The organism is Arsukibacterium perlucidum DSM 18276 (assembly GCF_000382165.1).
Classification (GTDB): Bacteria; Pseudomonadota; Gammaproteobacteria; order Enterobacterales; family Alteromonadaceae; genus Alishewanella; species Alishewanella perlucidum.
In genome coordinates this window covers 35,918-52,500 of the sequence record NZ_KB907717.1, presented here as the reverse complement: position 1 = coordinate 52,500, position 16,583 = coordinate 35,918, and the positions used below count along the sequence as shown (strand labels likewise).

Annotated in this window: 14 protein-coding genes; 9 read left to right on the top strand and 5 right to left on the bottom strand. The window is 50.0% G+C overall.

Annotated elements, in window-relative coordinates:
- Positions 1–188 precede the first annotated feature (188 nt).
- From gltB to H141_RS0112810, 5 genes are all read left to right on the top strand, one after another.
- Entirely contained in the window at positions 189–4,652 is a 4,464-nt protein-coding gene (gene gltB / locus H141_RS0112830) for a glutamate synthase large subunit (protein ID WP_019676681.1), read from the top strand.
- Between the two features lie 16 nt (positions 4,653–4,668).
- On the top strand, positions 4,669–6,081 hold the full coding sequence (locus H141_RS0112825; protein ID WP_019676680.1) for an FAD-dependent oxidoreductase: 1,413 nt from the start codon (positions 4,669–4,671) through the stop codon (positions 6,079–6,081).
- A 162-nt stretch (positions 6,082–6,243) separates the two neighbouring features.
- Positions 6,244–7,308, top strand: a complete 1,065-nt coding sequence (locus H141_RS0112820) for a sodium-dependent bicarbonate transport family permease (RefSeq protein WP_026349442.1) — start codon at positions 6,244–6,246, stop codon at positions 7,306–7,308.
- Positions 7,305–7,619: a P-II family nitrogen regulator gene (locus H141_RS0112815; RefSeq protein ID WP_019676678.1), complete on the top strand. Its 315-nt coding sequence runs from the start codon at positions 7,305–7,307 to the stop codon at positions 7,617–7,619. Before H141_RS0112820 ends, H141_RS0112815 begins: the two co-directional genes overlap by 4 nt.
- 13 nt (positions 7,620–7,632) lie before the next feature.
- On the top strand, positions 7,633–8,115 hold the full coding sequence (locus H141_RS0112810) for a putative 4-hydroxy-4-methyl-2-oxoglutarate aldolase (RefSeq protein ID WP_019676677.1): 483 nt from the start codon (positions 7,633–7,635) through the stop codon (positions 8,113–8,115).
- Positions 8,116–8,119: 4 nt separating this feature from the next.
- Here H141_RS0112810 and H141_RS20250 read toward each other — a convergent pair whose 3' ends face one another.
- Complete coding sequence (locus H141_RS20250; RefSeq protein WP_476726724.1) at positions 8,120–8,272, bottom strand: hypothetical protein; 153 nt, start codon at positions 8,270–8,272, stop codon at positions 8,120–8,122.
- A gap of 269 nt (positions 8,273–8,541) precedes the next feature.
- Between H141_RS20250 and H141_RS0112800 the strand changes: the two genes are divergently transcribed.
- On the top strand, positions 8,542–9,213 hold the full coding sequence (locus H141_RS0112800; RefSeq protein ID WP_240473125.1) for a hypothetical protein: 672 nt from the start codon (positions 8,542–8,544) through the stop codon (positions 9,211–9,213).
- 291 nt (positions 9,214–9,504) lie between these two features.
- On the opposite strand, the gene H141_RS0112795 is transcribed toward H141_RS0112800, so the two are convergent.
- Positions 9,505–10,419, bottom strand: a complete 915-nt coding sequence (locus tag H141_RS0112795) for a CPBP family intramembrane glutamic endopeptidase (RefSeq protein ID WP_019676674.1) — start codon at positions 10,417–10,419, stop codon at positions 9,505–9,507.
- A gap of 444 nt (positions 10,420–10,863) precedes the next feature.
- Between H141_RS0112795 and H141_RS20965 the strand changes: the two genes are divergently transcribed.
- On the top strand, positions 10,864–11,898 hold the full coding sequence (locus H141_RS20965) for an RDD family protein (RefSeq protein ID WP_019676673.1): 1,035 nt from the start codon (positions 10,864–10,866) through the stop codon (positions 11,896–11,898).
- Positions 11,899–12,080: 182 nt separating this feature from the next.
- On the top strand, positions 12,081–14,222 hold the full coding sequence (locus H141_RS0112785; RefSeq protein WP_019676672.1) for a prolyl oligopeptidase family serine peptidase: 2,142 nt from the start codon (positions 12,081–12,083) through the stop codon (positions 14,220–14,222).
- 57 nt (positions 14,223–14,279) lie between these two features.
- Here H141_RS0112785 and H141_RS0112780 read toward each other — a convergent pair whose 3' ends face one another.
- The 3 genes from H141_RS0112780 to H141_RS0112770 form a co-directional block, all read right to left on the bottom strand.
- Positions 14,280–14,498: a DUF6500 family protein gene (locus tag H141_RS0112780; RefSeq protein WP_019676671.1), complete on the bottom strand. Its 219-nt coding sequence runs from the start codon at positions 14,496–14,498 to the stop codon at positions 14,280–14,282.
- Positions 14,499–14,521: 23 nt separating this feature from the next.
- Positions 14,522–14,752 carry a hypothetical protein gene (locus H141_RS0112775; RefSeq protein ID WP_019676670.1) on the bottom strand — a complete coding sequence of 77 codons (231 nt, stop codon included), beginning with the start codon at positions 14,750–14,752 and terminating at the stop codon, positions 14,522–14,524.
- A gap of 115 nt (positions 14,753–14,867) precedes the next feature.
- On the bottom strand, positions 14,868–15,788 hold the full coding sequence (locus H141_RS0112770; RefSeq protein WP_019676669.1) for an SDR family oxidoreductase: 921 nt from the start codon (positions 15,786–15,788) through the stop codon (positions 14,868–14,870).
- Between the two features lie 191 nt (positions 15,789–15,979).
- Here H141_RS0112770 and H141_RS0112765 point away from each other — a divergent pair, with 191 nt between their 5' ends.
- Positions 15,980–16,438 (top strand): gamma-glutamylcyclotransferase family protein, encoded by a 459-nt coding sequence (locus H141_RS0112765; RefSeq protein WP_019676668.1) that lies wholly within the window; start codon positions 15,980–15,982, stop codon positions 16,436–16,438.
- Positions 16,439–16,583: the final 145 nt, after the last annotated feature.

Genomic DNA, 16,583 nt, shown 5'->3' with positions numbered 1-16,583 from the left:
TCTTAGTATACCTGTTCAGCTTGGTCGATTTAGACGGCCAAACAAGTTAGAGCAAATACACTACAGCGCATTGACCACTGAAAGCATACTCGTTATTTTCTTTCAGTTACAAAAAACCACATAAAAAGAATAATAATTCATATTTTATAAATAATTATACGTTTTCAAGGCAAGTTTGGAGGTAAGTCATGGCGTTGTATCATCACAGTCAGGCGCGGGAAAATTGTGGCTTTGGCCTGATAGCACACATTGAAGGTGCAGCCAGCCATCGGATTGTCAGAACCGCCATTAATGGGTTAGATCGGATGCAACATCGCGGCGGTATTTCAGCCGACGGTAAAACCGGCGATGGCTGCGGCTTATTAATGCAAAAACCAGACAGTTTCTTCCGGGCGATTGCTGAGGAAAATGGCTGGAATCTGGCAAAAAAATATGGCGTGGGTATGATATTCCTCAGCCAGGATCCGGTTAAAGCAGCTGAAGCCAAAGCGATCATTAATAAAGAGATCGCGCGCGAAACCTTAACTCTGGTGACCTGGCGTACAGTGCCAACTGACAGCAGCGTGTTAGGCCCGCTGGCACTGGAATCAATGCCGCAAATTGAACAGGTTATTGTTAATGCGCCGCATGGCTGGGGTGACCACGATTTAGAACGCCGGCTTTATATGGTGCGCCGCCGGGTAGAACAGCAGCTGAGCGCCGACCCGGATTTTTATATTCCCAGCTTCTCGTCGCTGGTAACGGTATTTAAAGGCCTGATGATGCCGGCCGACTTACCGCGTTACTACACCGATTTGGCCGACATCCGGATGGAAACCGCCATTTGTGTATTTCATCAACGTTTCTCAACCAATACCATGCCACGCTGGCCATTGGCCCAGCCGTTTCGTTATCTGGCACACAATGGTGAAATTAATACTATTACCGGTAACCGGCAATGGGCCCGTGCCCGCCAGTACAAATTTGCCTCGCCGCTATTACCCGATTTACAGGACGCAGCACCCTTTGTTGGCCAGACCGGCTCTGATTCCAGCTCGCTGGACAACCAGCTTGAGCTACTGTTAGCCGGCGGCATGGATTTATTCCGCGCTATGCGGTTACTGGTGCCACCTGCCTGGCAGGGCAACCGGGTAATGGACGACAATTTAAAAGCGTTCTATGAATTTAATTCCATGCATATGGAGCCGTGGGACGGCCCGGCCGGCATCGTAATGACTAACGGTCAGCATGTCGCCTGTAATCTGGATCGCAACGGCCTGCGCCCTGCCCGTTTTGTAATTACCCGCGATAAATTAATCACTCTGGCATCAGAAGTTGGCATCTGGGACTACACACCGGATGAAGTGGTCGAAAAAGGCCGGGTTGGCCCCGGTGAAATGCTGGCAATAGATACCACTACCGGCCAGATCTGGCGCTCGGATGAAATCGACACCGATTTAATGGCCCGCCATACCTACCGCAGCTGGCTCAACGATAACGTCCAGCGGCTGGTGCCTTATGAAAAATACGAAACCGACCTGATTGGCAAAAGAGTGTTCGATGACGACACCATGCAGGTGTATCACAAACTGTTTAATTACAGCTATGAAGAAATTGAGCAGGTAATGACGGTACTGGCCAAAGATGGCCAGGAGGCAGTCGGCTCAATGGGTGACGATACGCCAATGGCGGTGTTATCGCGCAAACCGCGCAACTTATTTGATTATTTCCGCCAGCAATTTGCTCAGGTGACTAACCCGCCTATCGATCCGCTGCGCGAGTCACACGTAATGTCACTGGCCACCAGTATCGGTCGCGAGCATAACGTATTTAAAGAAACTGCCGGCTACGCCCGCCGTATTCAGTTTGAATCGCCGGTAATGATGTACTCTGACTTAAAACAACTACGGCAGGCGGATGAAAAATACTATAAAAACCAGGTATTCTCGTTAAATTTTGACCTACAGCAGCAAAATTTAGAGCAGGCGACCCGTAGTCTCTGCGACAAGGTGGTCAGCGCGGTGCGCGATGATAACGTGGTACTGGTGATCCTGACAGACCGGCGCATCGAGCAAGGCCTTATTCCTATCCCGGCCGCCATGGCAGTGGGTGCAGTGCAAATGGCGCTGGTTAACGCACAGCTGCGCTGTGACTCAAACATTATTATCGAAACCGCCAGTGCCCGCGATTCGCATCATTTTGCCGTGTTAATTGGCCTGGGCGCCACCGGTATTTACCCGTTTCTGGCCTATGAAACCGTCGAGCAACTGGTTGAAAAAGGCACCATTAACTTAAGTGCCCGTCAGGCGGTGCTGAATTACCGCAAGGGCATTAATAAAGGCCTGTTTAAGATTATGTCGAAAATGGGCATCTCGACTGTCGCCAGTTACCGCTGCTCTAACCTGTTTGAAGCGGTCGGCATTAATAAGGATGTAATGCAGCTGTGCTTTGCCGATTTACCCTCCCGGATTGGCGGTGCCAGTTTTATCGACTTTGAGCAAGACGTCCAGCAACTGGCTAATATTGCCTGGTTAAAACGCAAACCAATGAACCATGGTGGTTTATTAAAATACGTGCACGATGGCGAGTACCATGCCTATAACCCTGACGTAGTGACCAGCCTGCAAAAAGCGGTGCGCTCGGGCAAATATGAGGACTATCTGGTTTACAGTAACCATGTTAACCAGCGGCCGGTCGCCCATTTGCGCGACTTACTGCAGCTGGCCACCGACACTGACGGCGTGGCACTTGCTGAAGTAGAAGCGGCGGAAAATTTATACCCGCGCTTTGACAGCGCAGCAATGTCGATTGGTGCGTTAAGCCCGGAAGCCCACGAAGCACTGGCAATTGCGATGAACCGCTTAGGCGGGCGCTCGAACTCCGGTGAAGGCGGTGAAGATCCACGCCGTTTTGGTACCGAGAAAAACTCGAAAATTAAACAGGTTGCTTCTGGCCGCTTTGGGGTAACACCACATTACTTAGTTAATGCTGAGGTTATTCAGATAAAAGTCGCTCAGGGCGCCAAGCCCGGTGAAGGCGGCCAGCTGCCCGGTGAAAAAGTTACCGCAGAAATTGCCCGGCTGCGTTACTCGGTGCCGGGTGTTACGTTAATATCGCCACCGCCGCATCATGACATTTACTCGATTGAAGATTTAGCCCAGCTGATTTTCGATTTAAAACAGGTTAATCCAGAGGCGCTGATCTCGGTAAAACTGGTTTCTGAGCCTGGCATCGGCACTATCGCCACCGGCGTAGCCAAAGCCTATGCCGATTTAATTACCGTATCGGGCTACGATGGCGGCACCGGCGCCAGCCCGCTTACTTCGGTTAAATATGCCGGCAGCCCGTGGGAGCTGGGCCTGGCAGAAGTACACCAGGCACTGGTAGAAAACGGCCTGCGCGACAGGGTTAGGTTACAGGTAGATGGCGGCTTAAAAACCGGCCTCGACGTGGTAAAAGCAGCCATTTTAGGCGCCGAGAGTTTTGGTTTTGGTACCGGCCCGATGGTGGCGCTGGGCTGTAAATTCCTGCGGATCTGCCATTTAAATAACTGCGCGACCGGGGTAGCGACTCAAGATGAAACCCTGCGCCGCGACCACTTTACCGGCCTGCCGGAAATGGTAATGAACTACTTTAAATTTCTGGCCCGTGAAGTGCGCGAGCTGATGGCAGAACTTGGCGTTACTGAGCTTACCCAGTTAATTGGCCGCACCGATTTACTTAACGCCAAAGCCAGCGAAACCCAGAAACAAGCAAGGCTGGATCTGACCCCAATATTACAGGCCAGCGGTGTGACATCTGACAAACCACTGCACTGCGTTAAAAACAACACGCCATTTGACCCCGGCGCCCTTAATCAGCTGTTGCTGCAGCGCTGCGAGCAAATGGTGATTAACAAAACTGGTGGCCAGTTAAGCCTGCCTATCCGCAATACCGACCGTTCGGTTGGCGCCGCGCTGTCGGGCTTTATTGCCCGCAAGCATGGCAATCAGGGTATGGCCACCGATCCTATCCGCTTACGCTTTACCGGCACCGCCGGCCAGAGCTTTGGGGTGTGGAATGCCGGCGGCCTGCACTTAGCCCTGCAAGGCGACGCCAATGACTATGTTGGTAAAGGCATGACCGGCGGTCAGATCGCTATTTTTCCGGCGAAAGGCGCCAGTTTTGCCAAAAACGGCTTCGCCATTGCCGGCAATACCTGCTTATACGGCGCCACCGGCGGTCGTTTTTATGCAGCCGGCCAGGCCGGTGAACGTTTTGCGGTGCGTAACTCCGGCGCGTTGGCGGTGGTAGAAGGCACCGGCGATAACTGCTGTGAATATATGACCGGCGGCGTAGTGGTTGTGCTTGGCGGCACCGGGGTTAATTTTGGTGCCGGTATGACCGGTGGCTTTGCCTATTTACTGGACGAGCAGGATGACTTAGAGCTGCGCTTAAACCCGGAGCTGGTAGAAGCGCTGGACGTCAGCACGCCAATATTGCAAGAGCACTTGCGCAGCCTGTTGCATCAACACGTAGAGGAAACCGGCAGCGACAAAGCTCAGCGCATCCTGTCTGATTTCAATAATTACTTAAGCAAATTTAAGCTGGTTAAACCAAAAACCAGCGATGTAAATACCTTGCTGGGACACCGCGCTCGCTCTTCTGCCGAGCTGCGGGTTCAGGCGATGTAAGGGCAAAGGAAACGTTATGGCACAGAATGTATATCAGTTTATTGACGTCAAACGGATTGATCCGCCAAAACGCTCACACAGCGAACGCACTATAGAGTTCGTGGAAATTTATCAGCCGATGACCAACACCCAGGTGGAAGGCCAGGCCGACCGTTGCCTCGATTGCGGCAATCCATACTGTGAATGGAAGTGCCCGGTGCACAACTATATTCCACAGTGGTTAAAGCTGGCTAACGAAGGCAAAATTATTGAAGCAGCCGAGCTGTCGCATAAAACCAACAGCCTGCCAGAAGTATGCGGCCGGGTCTGCCCGCAAGACCGGTTGTGCGAAGGCGCCTGCACCCTGGATGAAGGTTTTGGCGCGGTAACCATCGGCAGTATTGAAAAGTATATTAATGACAAAGCCTTTGAAATGGGCTGGCGACCCGATTTATCGGCGGTAATAAAAACCGACCGCCGGGTAGCGGTAATCGGCGCCGGCCCGGCCGGCTTAGCCTGTGCCGATGTACTGGTGCGTAATGGCGTATCACCGGTGGTGTTCGACCGCTATCCGGAAATTGGCGGCCTGCTCACCTTCGGTATTCCGCCTTTTAAGCTGGAAAAAGAAGTACTCAGCCGCCGGCGCGACATTTTTGAAAGCATGGGTATTGAGTTTCGGTTAAATACCAATGTCGGGGTTGATGTCAGCTTTGACAGCCTGCTGGATGAATACGACGCGGTGTTTTTAGCCCTGGGTACTTACACCCCGATGAAAGGCGGCCTGGTCAATGAAGATGCGCCAGGCGTGTATGAAGCATTGCCGTTTTTAATCGGCAATATTAATAACCTGATGGGCTGGCAAACCGAACATCCGTTCGTCAGCTTAAAAGACAAAACCGTGGTGGTACTGGGTGGTGGCGATACCGCAATGGACTGTTTACGTACGTCCATTCGCCAGGGCGCTACTAAAGTAAGCTGTGCCTACCGGCGAGATGAAGCCAATATGCCCGGCTCGCGTAAAGAAGTACAAAATGCCCGCGAGGAAGGAGTTGAGTTTTTATTTAACCTGCAGCCGCTGGGTATTGAGGTTAACAGTGAAGGCCGGGTGTGTGGCGTAAAAGTGGTAAGCACCGAGCTTGGTGCCCCCGATGCTAAAGGTCGGCGCAGCCCCGAGCCCATTGCCGGCTCAGAGCAGGTACTGGCGGCTGACGCGGTCATTATCGCGTTTGGTTTTCAGCCCAGTCCACCGCAATGGTTAATTGATATGGGTGTAGAGTTGGATACCAAAGGCCGGGTTATCGCCTCAGAGCAAAGCCCTTACGCACTGCAGACCAACCAGCAGAAAATTTTTGCCGGTGGCGATATGGTATTAGGCTCTGACTTAGTTGTAACCGCCATTGCCCAGGGCCGTAAGGCTGCAGAAGGCATGCTGGACTACTTACAAGTGTAATGCAGCAAGTATAACCAACAGATTATGCTGCAAAATTGGCACTTATCCGGATAATAGCTCCATTTGGGGCTATTTTTATAGCTGCCGCCATAGAGTGTCAGACCAGTTTGCGCATCTCAGGCTTTAGATATACCCTTGCGCGGATTAAAAACTGAGGTTGCCATGGATCAGATACTTACCGTTGTAAATTTTTTTATTGCCAGCCTGCAAAAGCCCACCTTAGGTTTTTTGCTTGGCGGTATGCTTATCGCCGCCATGGGCAGCCGCTTAAGCATTCCCGAGCAGGTTTATAAGTTTATTGTCATTGTGTTACTGCTAAAAATTGGCTTGCAAGGCGGCATGGAAATTCGCAATGCCAATTTGGCCGAGCTACTGCTACCCGCATTTTTAGCTATGGTCGCGGGTATTGCTATTGTTGGTATTGGCAAGTTTACCCTGGCAAAATTACCCGGTGTCAAAGAAGCCGATGCCATTGCCACCGCAGGGCTGTTTGGTGCGGTATCTGCATCTACTTTTGCCGCTGCAATGCTGCATCTTGACGATGTGGGCATGGAATATGAAGCCTGGGTATCGGCACTTTATCCTTTTATGGATATACCGGCGCTGGTACTGGCTATTGTATTGGGCCGCCTGGCCAGCGAACGCGATAAAACCAAAACCGATAGTCAGACAACTCCGGGCACGGCTACCAAGCACAGTGAGCGCAAGCCGGTAAAAATTAAAGACATTATCGTTGAGAGTTTACAAGGTTCGGCTTTATCGGCCTTGGTGCTAGGCTTATTTTTGGGTTTATTAACCAAACCAGAGCCGGTATTTGCATCGTTTTATGAGCCGCTATTTCGTGGCTTTTTATCAATACTGATGCTGATCATGGGTATTGAAGCATGGCAGCGTTTAAGTGAACTGCGCCGGGTGGCCCACTGGTATGCCGTGTATGCCGCGGTCGCACCAATACTGCATGGTTTTGTCGGGTTTGGTTTAGGCATTATCGCGCATTACTTAACCGGTTTTAGCGCTGGCGGCACTGTATTACTGGCTGTAATGGCGGCATCCAGTTCTGATATTTCCGGCCCGCCAACCCTGCGTGCCGGTATTCCTAAAGCAAACCCGTCAGCGTATATTGGTTCATCGACCAGTATTGGTACCCCTGTCGCTATTGCCATTTGTATTCCGCTTTTTACGGCGCTGGCAGAATGGTTTTTCAACACCCCGGGAGTGTCTAAATGAAACACAGTGCTTACCAGGTTAATATTTTGGCTGAAAAAATTCTTGAAGAAGACATTATCGCCATGCTTGATGAAGAAGGTGCAAAGGGCTATACGGTGTTAGAAGCCGGTGGTAACAGCGCCTTGCATTTGCATCCGGCGCAGCATGCGTCCTTGATGGATGCCCTGCACATTATGAAAATTGAAGTTATCGTGCGCGAGCTAGCCAAAGCTGAGCATATTGCCGAACGCCTGATGGACGAATTCTTTAGTGATCAGCCAGGTATTGTTACCCTGTCAGAGGTTTGGGTATATCGTACGCAAAAATTTTAAAACGGTGGTAAACATGACAGCCTTCACCCTCCCCGACTTATGCGACGCCCATGCCGACTGCATTCGCGTCGCCGAACCCATTTTCACCAACTACGGCGCAAAAGCGTGCTTTGGCGGTGAAATTGTTACCGTTAAATGCTTTGAAGATAACTCCAAGGTAAAGCAGCTGGTAGCAACCAATGGCCATGGCAAAGTGCTGGTGGTAGATGGCGGCGGTTCAAAACGCCATGCCCTGCTGGGTGATATGCTGGCCGAACAAGCAGCAGCCAACGGCTGGCAAGGTATTATTATCAATGGCTGTATTCGCGATATCGACATCATCCGCCAAACGCCACTTGGCGTGCAGGCACTGGGTATTCACCCAATGAAAACCGACAAGCGCGATTTAGGCGATATTAACCTGACCGTGACGTTTGCCGGGGTAGATTTTATCCCTGGCCAGTATGTCTATGCCGATAATAATGGCGTGTTGGTAGCGACTAAGCAGTTGGTGTAAGTAATTACTTTAACGCGTTAAGCCGCGCCAAAACCTGCGCCCTTGCATCGTTATTACTAACACCAGCACCTGAAGTTAGTTGTGCTTCGGCTATTCGCAACTCTTCCAGCAGTTCAATCTTTTCCTGCATAGCCTCATATTCGGCGACATCAAGCACAACGGCCACACCAGTACAAAATATCGTACAAGTAATATTGCAGCAGGTGCCACATAACAAGAAAGCCTTTTTACAATTACATACCTGATTGAACCAGCTGCTTTATCTTCAGGGCTTTTTCGCTTAGCTCAATTTTAGGGTACAGTTTTTATCTATTAATAGGGCGTTAGGCGCTGGTGTTGCTGATCTACGTGCTTACGTAAGTCGTAGTAACACGTCTATATTTCAGAATTGAGGGTACACAAATGTTGAAGCAACACAGAATAATCATGGCAGTGATTGCGGTATCTTTGGCTGGACCGACGATGGCGCGTGCGGGAGATATCGGCTTTACCTACATCGAGGGTGGTATCGTCGGCGGCTTTGTCAACGACATTGAGACATCCGGAGCGGTTACGGGGGGCGTCCCACTAGATCTTGAAAGCGATGCTGATGGCGGTGAATTTATTGGCGGGGCGTGGCAGTTCAGAGATCAAATGCACCTCTTTGGAGAGTATGCATCACTTGGCCAAGAACTTGAAATACGCAGCGGTACCAGCACTGTAGCAGGTGAGTACGACGTGAAGCGTTGGCGCATTGGTGTTGGTTACCAATACCCTGTCTCGGAAACGTTGGCTTACTTCGGTCGGCTAAGCCTTGACCAGCTCGAGTTCAAGGATGCGCGCGCTGACGGTTTCAATCTGGATGTCGACGCTGACGATAGCGGCATCGGTGCGCAGATTGGCGCTATCTGGGCAGCAACTCCGACTTTGCATCTTCAGGGCCATGCGCGTTACACCGCGGTCGGTGGTATCGCGTCCAGCGGTTCAGATCCCTTCGAATCCGACGTACTGATCGGTGTGAACGGACGCTGGCATTTCCTTCCCAACATCGCACTGGTCACAGGCTACGAGTACGGAAAAATCACGACGTTTAACGTGGGAGTGCGCTTATCGTTCTAAGTGCTTCCAAATCTCCAATGTTAGATAATTTAAAGCCGGAATCTAAATTTTCGCTATGGGAAATGTAGAGACACAGCTTAGGTTCGAGATTGTTTAAGATGGTTACGCAAGCACAAATCGTCGAACAAACTTGATATTAGGTAAAGCAGAGACCGCTATTAACTGCAAAGTGGTCTTTGCTGATTGCCCAGTGATATTTCCGCTTTTGACACACTGCGGTCATACCCCTTTAGCGCAATTCCAATTGCGCCACCGTATCCGATTTGGCTAACATGCCTTACCTTTTAAAAACTACAGGCAGCATGCCCGCGCCGATTTTGTTTCAGCAGCCTGCGCCAGGCGCACCGCAGCTGAGGGATAAAACCGCTGCTGTTTTTTCGCCAACCACAGTAAAGCGGCTACTGAGATAATTACCATCACAATGGTAACAACAGAATCTTCCGGCCCTACCACGCCGCCGGAAAGCCAGTTTGGGCCGTGATAGACACTTTGCAGTGGCGCCATTGCTTGCCAGTCGTCCAGGCCGGATAACGGTAACCCGGTTAACACCACGGTAAAATTCCAGGCGGCATGATGCGCTGCCACCACCCAGATATTGCGCACATAAACATATATCACTGTCCAGAGCGCGCCAATTAGGGTGCCGGATATTACGGTAATAATTAACGCCTGCAGGTCCATCTGGCCATCGATATTGGCGATATGTAGTAAGGAGAAAATCAGCGATTGCAGCCAGAGTGCCGTTACTGTGCCCCACTGGTTTTCCAGTGCCTGAAACAACACCGCCCGGAAAACAATTTCTTCAATAACAGCGGCCACCAGAATTACCAGGGCGATATCGGCTACGCCGCTTTGCCAGCCACGGTAAGCGGTTACTTCGTATACACCACCAGCAAATAAAAGTGCTGACACCAGGACAATCATCCCAGCACCAGCCAATAAGCCAACCGCGACCTTGGTAAGTGGAAATTGCAATTCGGTAACAGGCCGCTTTTCGCCATAGCGCACATATACACCATAGGCCAATAACATAACCAGTAAGATACCCACCCGGCGCAGCAGCGCGGTAGTTGGCTCATCAAGCTGAAACAGCCACTGTAAAGCCGGTAGCAGCAGCCAGCGGTACGCCATCACCGCCAGCGCGATGATAGTGATCGCCAGTAGCAATTTAGCCAAAACCGCTTTAATAGATAAAATAACCGGCAACCACCACTCCTTAACGCTGCAAAGAACATCACAACCATACATGGCGTTATGCCGCAACGGGTTTTGGGCTAAGCGCTTGATAACACTAGCAGGCATGATATGAAATAAAAAATATTATTAGGTAACAAAAGATGTCTACAAACTGTTGTAGCAAAGCAGAACCTGAGGCAGAAACAGCCTGGGGTCAGAGCGATTTAAGCAGGAAAGTGCTCTGCCCTCTTCAATTCTGCGAATCCGGTGATCTGGAAAGCTGAACGTTTTACCGGGTTCGCTGCGCCCTCGCCCACGACAGTATGCCAGGGTTTTAACTGCCAGTTTGTAACCAAGCCATTGACTGCGTAAGGGTCGTCTTTTTATCACCCCAAATGCTGGCGAACGTATTACAATAGCTTTCCGGCCGGTTTAGCGTAAATTGACTTTTTTAAATGGCAGAGCAACATTATTATGAGTCTGCACCAGTTTGATGGTAATGCCAGTATTACGGAAGTGTCTGCGGGAATATATGTGGACCTTAATGGCCACCAGCTTTCACCGAAGCAAGTACGCGAAGTGGTTACCCCGCACGATTTCACGGTAGCCAATGCCCTGGTAGGTCGCTCCCTGGCAAAGCCTTGGCGCCGTGGTGTGGCAATAGCCCTGGATGGTGTGCTTATCGCTTTACTTACCTCCGGTAGCTTCTTATTCCTGCTACCTGTCGCGGCTTATCTGGCTTATCGCTGCCATTTACAACATAACAACCGGCGCCGGAATATTGTCATCGCCGTCGCGCTGTTATCGTTGTTTTTATTACCACTGATCCCGGGGGAAACCGACGAGCGCAGCGACTACAACGTTAAAGAAGGTGTACTAATTACCGCCAGTGCCATTGCACTTACCAGCACAGACTGCAATGCCGAATGCGCTGATAAGCAGTTAGAAAATATCAGCGAACAGTTACGTGGCAGTAAGCTTACCGACGATGAAATTAAGAGCATGATTACAGACTTGCTTGAGGATTCAATACTGACACCGGCAGAGCAAACAGTGGCGCTGAACAAAGCGATGAGCAATATTAAACAGCATCGCCAGCAAGCCGCGCAGCAGGCTACCGATAAGTTAATTGAAACAACCACCCAGTCCGAAGCAGACTCCTCCTGGTGGCAAAAGTTAGCCGAATCCGATCACAGTGTTCTTAAATGGCTGCAGGGCATTTTAACTGATTTGGGCATTGGTTTTGGCTGGGCAGTGTTTTATTTCACCCTGTTTGTCAGCTGGAATGGTGGCCAGACGCTTGGCAAAGCCTGTATGGCGATAAAAGTGGTGCAGCTAAATAACACACCGCTTACGCTGTGGCAGGCATTTGGTCGCCAGGGTGGCTACAGCGCAGGCTTTGCCACCGGGCTGCTGGGTTTTATTCAGATATACTGGGATCCAAACCGGCAAGCTATTCAGGATAAAGTAGCCGACACCTTAGTACTCAAAATTAGTACTCAAAAGTAAGTACTCAAAAAAGTAGTCAAAATAAGTACTGAAAATATAAGCTGAAGATACCAATTCCTGGTAAACCCATGGCAATAATCTGGTTTACATTGGCCGCCCCTGTCTTTACATTAAAACCCTATACGTTAAATCCCTAAATATTGAATACAGTGTAATAAAAATAATAAAACCCTGAGGCTACCATGAAACTAACAATGATCGTCACGGTTGCAAGCTTAGCTTTACTAAGTGCGTGCAACCCTGCAGATACCGCAAAGCAGGCTAATCAAGAAATGCAGACACCCATGACAGCAAGCACTGGCGACGCACCGCTATGGTTAGAGGAGGTTGAAGGCGAACAGGCCCTTGCCAAGGTAACCACCTGGAATAAACGCACGCTGGACAAACTTACCAGCGACCCGCGTTTTAGCCAGTATCAACAAGCCGCGTTAAATATCGTCAATGCCACCGATAAAATCCCGTATGGCACCTACCGCAACGATATGGTGTACAACTTCTGGCAGGATGAAAACCATGTCAGAGGTGTGTTACGCCAAACCAGTCTGGCCGAATACAGCAAAGCGCAACCGCAATGGCAAACCCTGCTGGATATTGATGCGCTGTCTGCCGCTGAAGGTAAAAACTGGGTGTTTAAAGGAACTACCTGCGCAGAAACCAATCATAACCTTTGCATGGTGTCGCTATCTGATGGCGGCAAAGATGCAGTAGAAATGCGCGAGTGGGATCGCGCCAGCAAAACTTTCGTTGATAAGGGTTTTTATCTGCCGGAAGCAAAAACAGCCCTGAGCTGGAATAACCCCGACCGCCTGCATGTTGGCACCAACTGGGGCGATGACTCATTGACTGACAGCGGCTATCCCTATGTTATTAAACAACTGCAACGCGGCCAGTCACTGGATGAAGCCGTAACGGTGTTTAGTGGTAATAAAACCGATGTCGGCGTATTTCCTTATGCGCTGAAACACCAGGATCAGCAGTTAAATATGGTGGTGCGGGCCATTACGTTTTACCAGTCTGAGCACTATTGGTTACCGGAAAAAGGCGACCCGGTTCAGTTACCGATCCCCGACACTTCGAGTATCAACGGTATTTTTAAAGGGCAACTCATTTTAAGCCTGAAACAAGACTGGACCCCGGATGGCAGTGCCACCTCCTTTAAAAGTGGCGACTTAGTGTCTTTTGATATGCAAAACTGGCTGCAGAATAACAACATTGGCGCCGTGCAATTGGTGTATCAGCCGGATGAACGTGCCACGCTGGATGGGGTATCGATTACCGCCAGCAAACTGGTGCTTAATCTGCTGGAAAACGTGGTCAACAATATCTATGTGTATGACTTCGATGGTAACTGGCAGCACAACAAGCTGGCGTTGCCGGATAACAGCACGATGTCGGTCTCTTCAGCGAATAACGACAGCGATATTATTTTTGTTAATCAGGAAAATTTTGTTTCGCAAGACACCCTGTATCAGGTCAATGTCAGCAACGCTGATATTGTAGCGATTAAATCCACACCGGCCCGGTTTGATGCCACTGATTTGGAAGTGCAGCAATATTTCGCCAGTTCCACTGACGGTGAAAAAATACCGTATTTTGTGGTGCACAAACAAGGCATCACCCTCGACGGTAGCAACCCCACCCTGCAATATGCCTACGGTGGCTTTGAAGTATCAATGAAGCCCAGTTATTCCGGCATTCTGGGTAAAAACTGGCTGGAACAGGGCGGTGTTTATGTGCTGGCCAATATCCGCGGTGGTGGTGAGTACGGTCCGGCCTGGCATCAGGCGGGGTTAAAAACCAAGCGTCAGGTTATTTTCGACGATATGATTGCGGTAGCAGAAGATATTATTGCCAAAAAAATCACCTCGCCACAGCATCTGGGGGTAATGGGTGGTTCAAATGGCGGCTTATTAATGGGCGTTATGTATACCCAACGGCCTGATTTATGGAATGCCGTGGTGTGTCAGGTGCCGCTACTTGATATGTTGCGTTATCACACCCTGCTGGCGGGCGCGTCATGGGTAGGCGAATATGGCAGCCCGGATATCCCGGAGGAGCGCGCTTTTCTTGAGAAAATATCACCGTTACACAATATTGATCCTAAGGGCGAGTACCCTGCCATATTCTTCGTAACGTCCACCAAAGATGACCGGGTGCATCCGGCCCACGCCAGAAAAATGGCTTATATGTTAGAGCAGTATGGCCACAATTTTGAATACTATGAAAACATTGACGGCGGCCACTCTGCGGCGGCGAACCTGCAGGAAACAGCCAAAAGAACGGCGCTTGAGTACACCTTTTTAAGCCAGCAGTTAATGAAGTAACTATTAATAAAGTGACTATTAATAAAATAACTGCGTCACGGTCCTGAAAGAAGATGGTTACAGCCCTGCTATAACCATCTGTTTTATTTTCTGCGCTTTCTCAAAATGATCCAGGCGGTGAGTTTGAATCCACCAGCTTGCCGCTTCCATCAGTAGCTCAGGGTCGTCATTTTTATTGGCGAAAAAGGCATAAAACGACACGCCTACTGTTTCGCCCTTGGCGAGGATTTTCTTATCACATACCGCAATAATTTTTTGTCTTAAGGTGTCGCGCATAGTTAAGAGTTCCAGTGGCGTGATTAAATTGGCCCCTTATTTACTGGCCGATAAATATTCGCTGCCATCATTATCATATATGCCAGTATTACCCCGACGAGTGACGGCAGATAGGTCGATAAAATGACCTGTGAAAGCAACAGAATAATAAGGGCGGTTAGACTCCCCCAAAGCCAACCTCGACGTTTTTCATATTGAGCAACCCGAAACATCAAAACCGCTGCACAAATGATTAAAAATATACCAATATACATTCACTTATCCTGGACTAATTGCGCGGGGTTAGCGGATTTACGGTAAAGTACGCAGGCTAACGGGAAAGCACCAGGAGCTTAGCCATAGTTTTTCCTTAAATCTAACAAAGTTTGCCTATTCCAGCTCACTGGGTTGTAAGGTGGCAAATGTAGTCATGCCAAAGGCTTCCAGCACGGCGGCATCAAACGGTTCTGCTGCCGCGTTATGGGCCGTTACGCCAAAATCAAGCCCGACTACACTGCGAAACGGCCGGCTGCCTGCAGGCATGTCAGCCAGCGCTATTATCCGCTGCACCACTAAATCAGGGTCGGTAGGCGCTGCAGGGTCATTTAGTATACCTTCAAAGGCAGTCGCTAAAGTCGCCAGGGTTTGCTGTGCAACAACAGGGTAGCTCGCTACTCTGGCATCAGCATCTTCCGGGCGCAGGCTACTGGTAAACAGTGAAGTGGTAAATGGACCAGGCTCTACCAGCACCACATCTACGCCGGAACTGGCCAGTTCACCGCGCAGTGCCATGCTATACCCTTCCACTGCCCATTTACTGGCATGATACACCCCGAAAAAAGGCGCGCTTAAGCGCCCGGCAACTGAACTAATGTTGATAAAAAGCCCTTTGCCCTGCTTACGCATCGCCGTTAAAAAAGCCCGGTTAACCCGGTGTATACCGACCACATTAATATCCAACTGACGGGTTAACTCTTCAGCAGTAAAAGATTCGGTGAACCCGATATACATCTGGCCGGCATTGTTGACAACCACATCAGGCGCGCCGGATTCGGCCAGCACCGTTTTTGCCGCCGCATCCACTGAGTGCGATGAAGTAACATCCATTTCCAGCACCCGCAAATCCAGATTTTCTGCTTTTGCCAGTGCCCTAAGCTCATTAGCAATAGCTGCGTTTTTATCCCCGATACCACGCATAGTGGCATACACCCGGTCGCCACGGCGGGCAAGTTGCTCCGATACCTGGCGACCAAAGCCAGAACTGCAACCGGTTACTACTATTATTTTCTGTGGATCTGAGTTATTAGCCATGGCTGCTATGCCTGCAAAGTTAAGCAAATACTAAATTGAAAGTATTTAAACATAGCTGGCAGCAGGCAAATTTACAAACTAAGACTTAGTAAACAGATGAAGGCTGTGATACCCGGCAATTTGCAAGCATTGTATCCGGCAACAAGATCTGGCAGGGTTTTACAAAGCAAAATAATGAACAAAGACAACCAATGAAAAAAATTTTACAACGCGCCCTGCTAACTGTGTCAGCCTTGATGATTCTGACAGTCGGCTATCTGTGGCTGACTTTTGCCAGCCCGTTTGGATATCAGCCAGGCGTCGAATTGCCGGCGATTGATGATAATGCCAGCTATTCGGTTTTTGTTTACGGTACTCTGAAAAGACCCTGGGTGCGCGCTCTGGTGATGGGCCGCGCCGGCACAGGTTTGCCGGCCACCCTACCCGGCTATCAGCAAGACGCGCTGGATATAAAGCCTGAACCCGGCGCGGTTACCGAAGGCCTGGTTATTACCGTAACTGGCTCTGAGCTTAGAGCCCTGGACAGATATGAGCGGTTGGGTGTGCGTTATGAGCGGCTGGAAGTAACTCTGCAAAATGGTGAGACAGTCTGGGTTTACCGGCTAATAGACCCACTGATGCAGGAGCTTTCAGACGAGCTGACTAATTAAAGTTTCACATAACCGGGAGTAAATAGTTTCCGGCCCGGTTTAGCTCGGTATAGTGCCGGATATAAAAACGCCTAATCGACCCATGCCACAGGCGGGCCAGCAACAAGTAACTGGCATAGACAGACATTTCTGTGCCAAGTACACT

Bases quoted from the DNA above. Each gene is read 5' to 3' on its own strand.
- H141_RS0112775 (WP_019676670.1), bottom strand. From the start codon at position 14,752: ATGTATATTGGTATATTTTTAATCATTTGTGCAGCGGTTTTGATGTTT.
- gltB (WP_019676681.1), top strand. From the start codon at position 189: ATGGCGTTGTATCATCACAGTCAGGCGCGGGAAAATTGTGGCTTTGGC.
- H141_RS0112810 (WP_019676677.1), top strand. From the start codon at position 7,633: ATGACAGCCTTCACCCTCCCCGACTTATGCGACGCCCATGCCGACTGC.
- H141_RS0112800 (WP_240473125.1), top strand. From the start codon at position 8,542: ATGGCAGTGATTGCGGTATCTTTGGCTGGACCGACGATGGCGCGTGCG.
- H141_RS0112825 (WP_019676680.1), top strand. From the start codon at position 4,669: ATGGCACAGAATGTATATCAGTTTATTGACGTCAAACGGATTGATCCG.
- H141_RS0112770 (WP_019676669.1), bottom strand. From the start codon at position 15,788: ATGGCTAATAACTCAGATCCACAGAAAATAATAGTAGTAACCGGTTGC.
- H141_RS0112820 (WP_026349442.1), top strand. From the start codon at position 6,244: ATGGATCAGATACTTACCGTTGTAAATTTTTTTATTGCCAGCCTGCAA.
- H141_RS0112765 (WP_019676668.1), top strand. From the start codon at position 15,980: ATGAAAAAAATTTTACAACGCGCCCTGCTAACTGTGTCAGCCTTGATG.
- H141_RS0112815 (WP_019676678.1), top strand. From the start codon at position 7,305: ATGAAACACAGTGCTTACCAGGTTAATATTTTGGCTGAAAAAATTCTT.
- H141_RS0112780 (WP_019676671.1), bottom strand. From the start codon at position 14,498: ATGCGCGACACCTTAAGACAAAAAATTATTGCGGTATGTGATAAGAAA.
- H141_RS20965 (WP_019676673.1), top strand. From the start codon at position 10,864: ATGAGTCTGCACCAGTTTGATGGTAATGCCAGTATTACGGAAGTGTCT.
- H141_RS0112785 (WP_019676672.1), top strand. From the start codon at position 12,081: ATGAAACTAACAATGATCGTCACGGTTGCAAGCTTAGCTTTACTAAGT.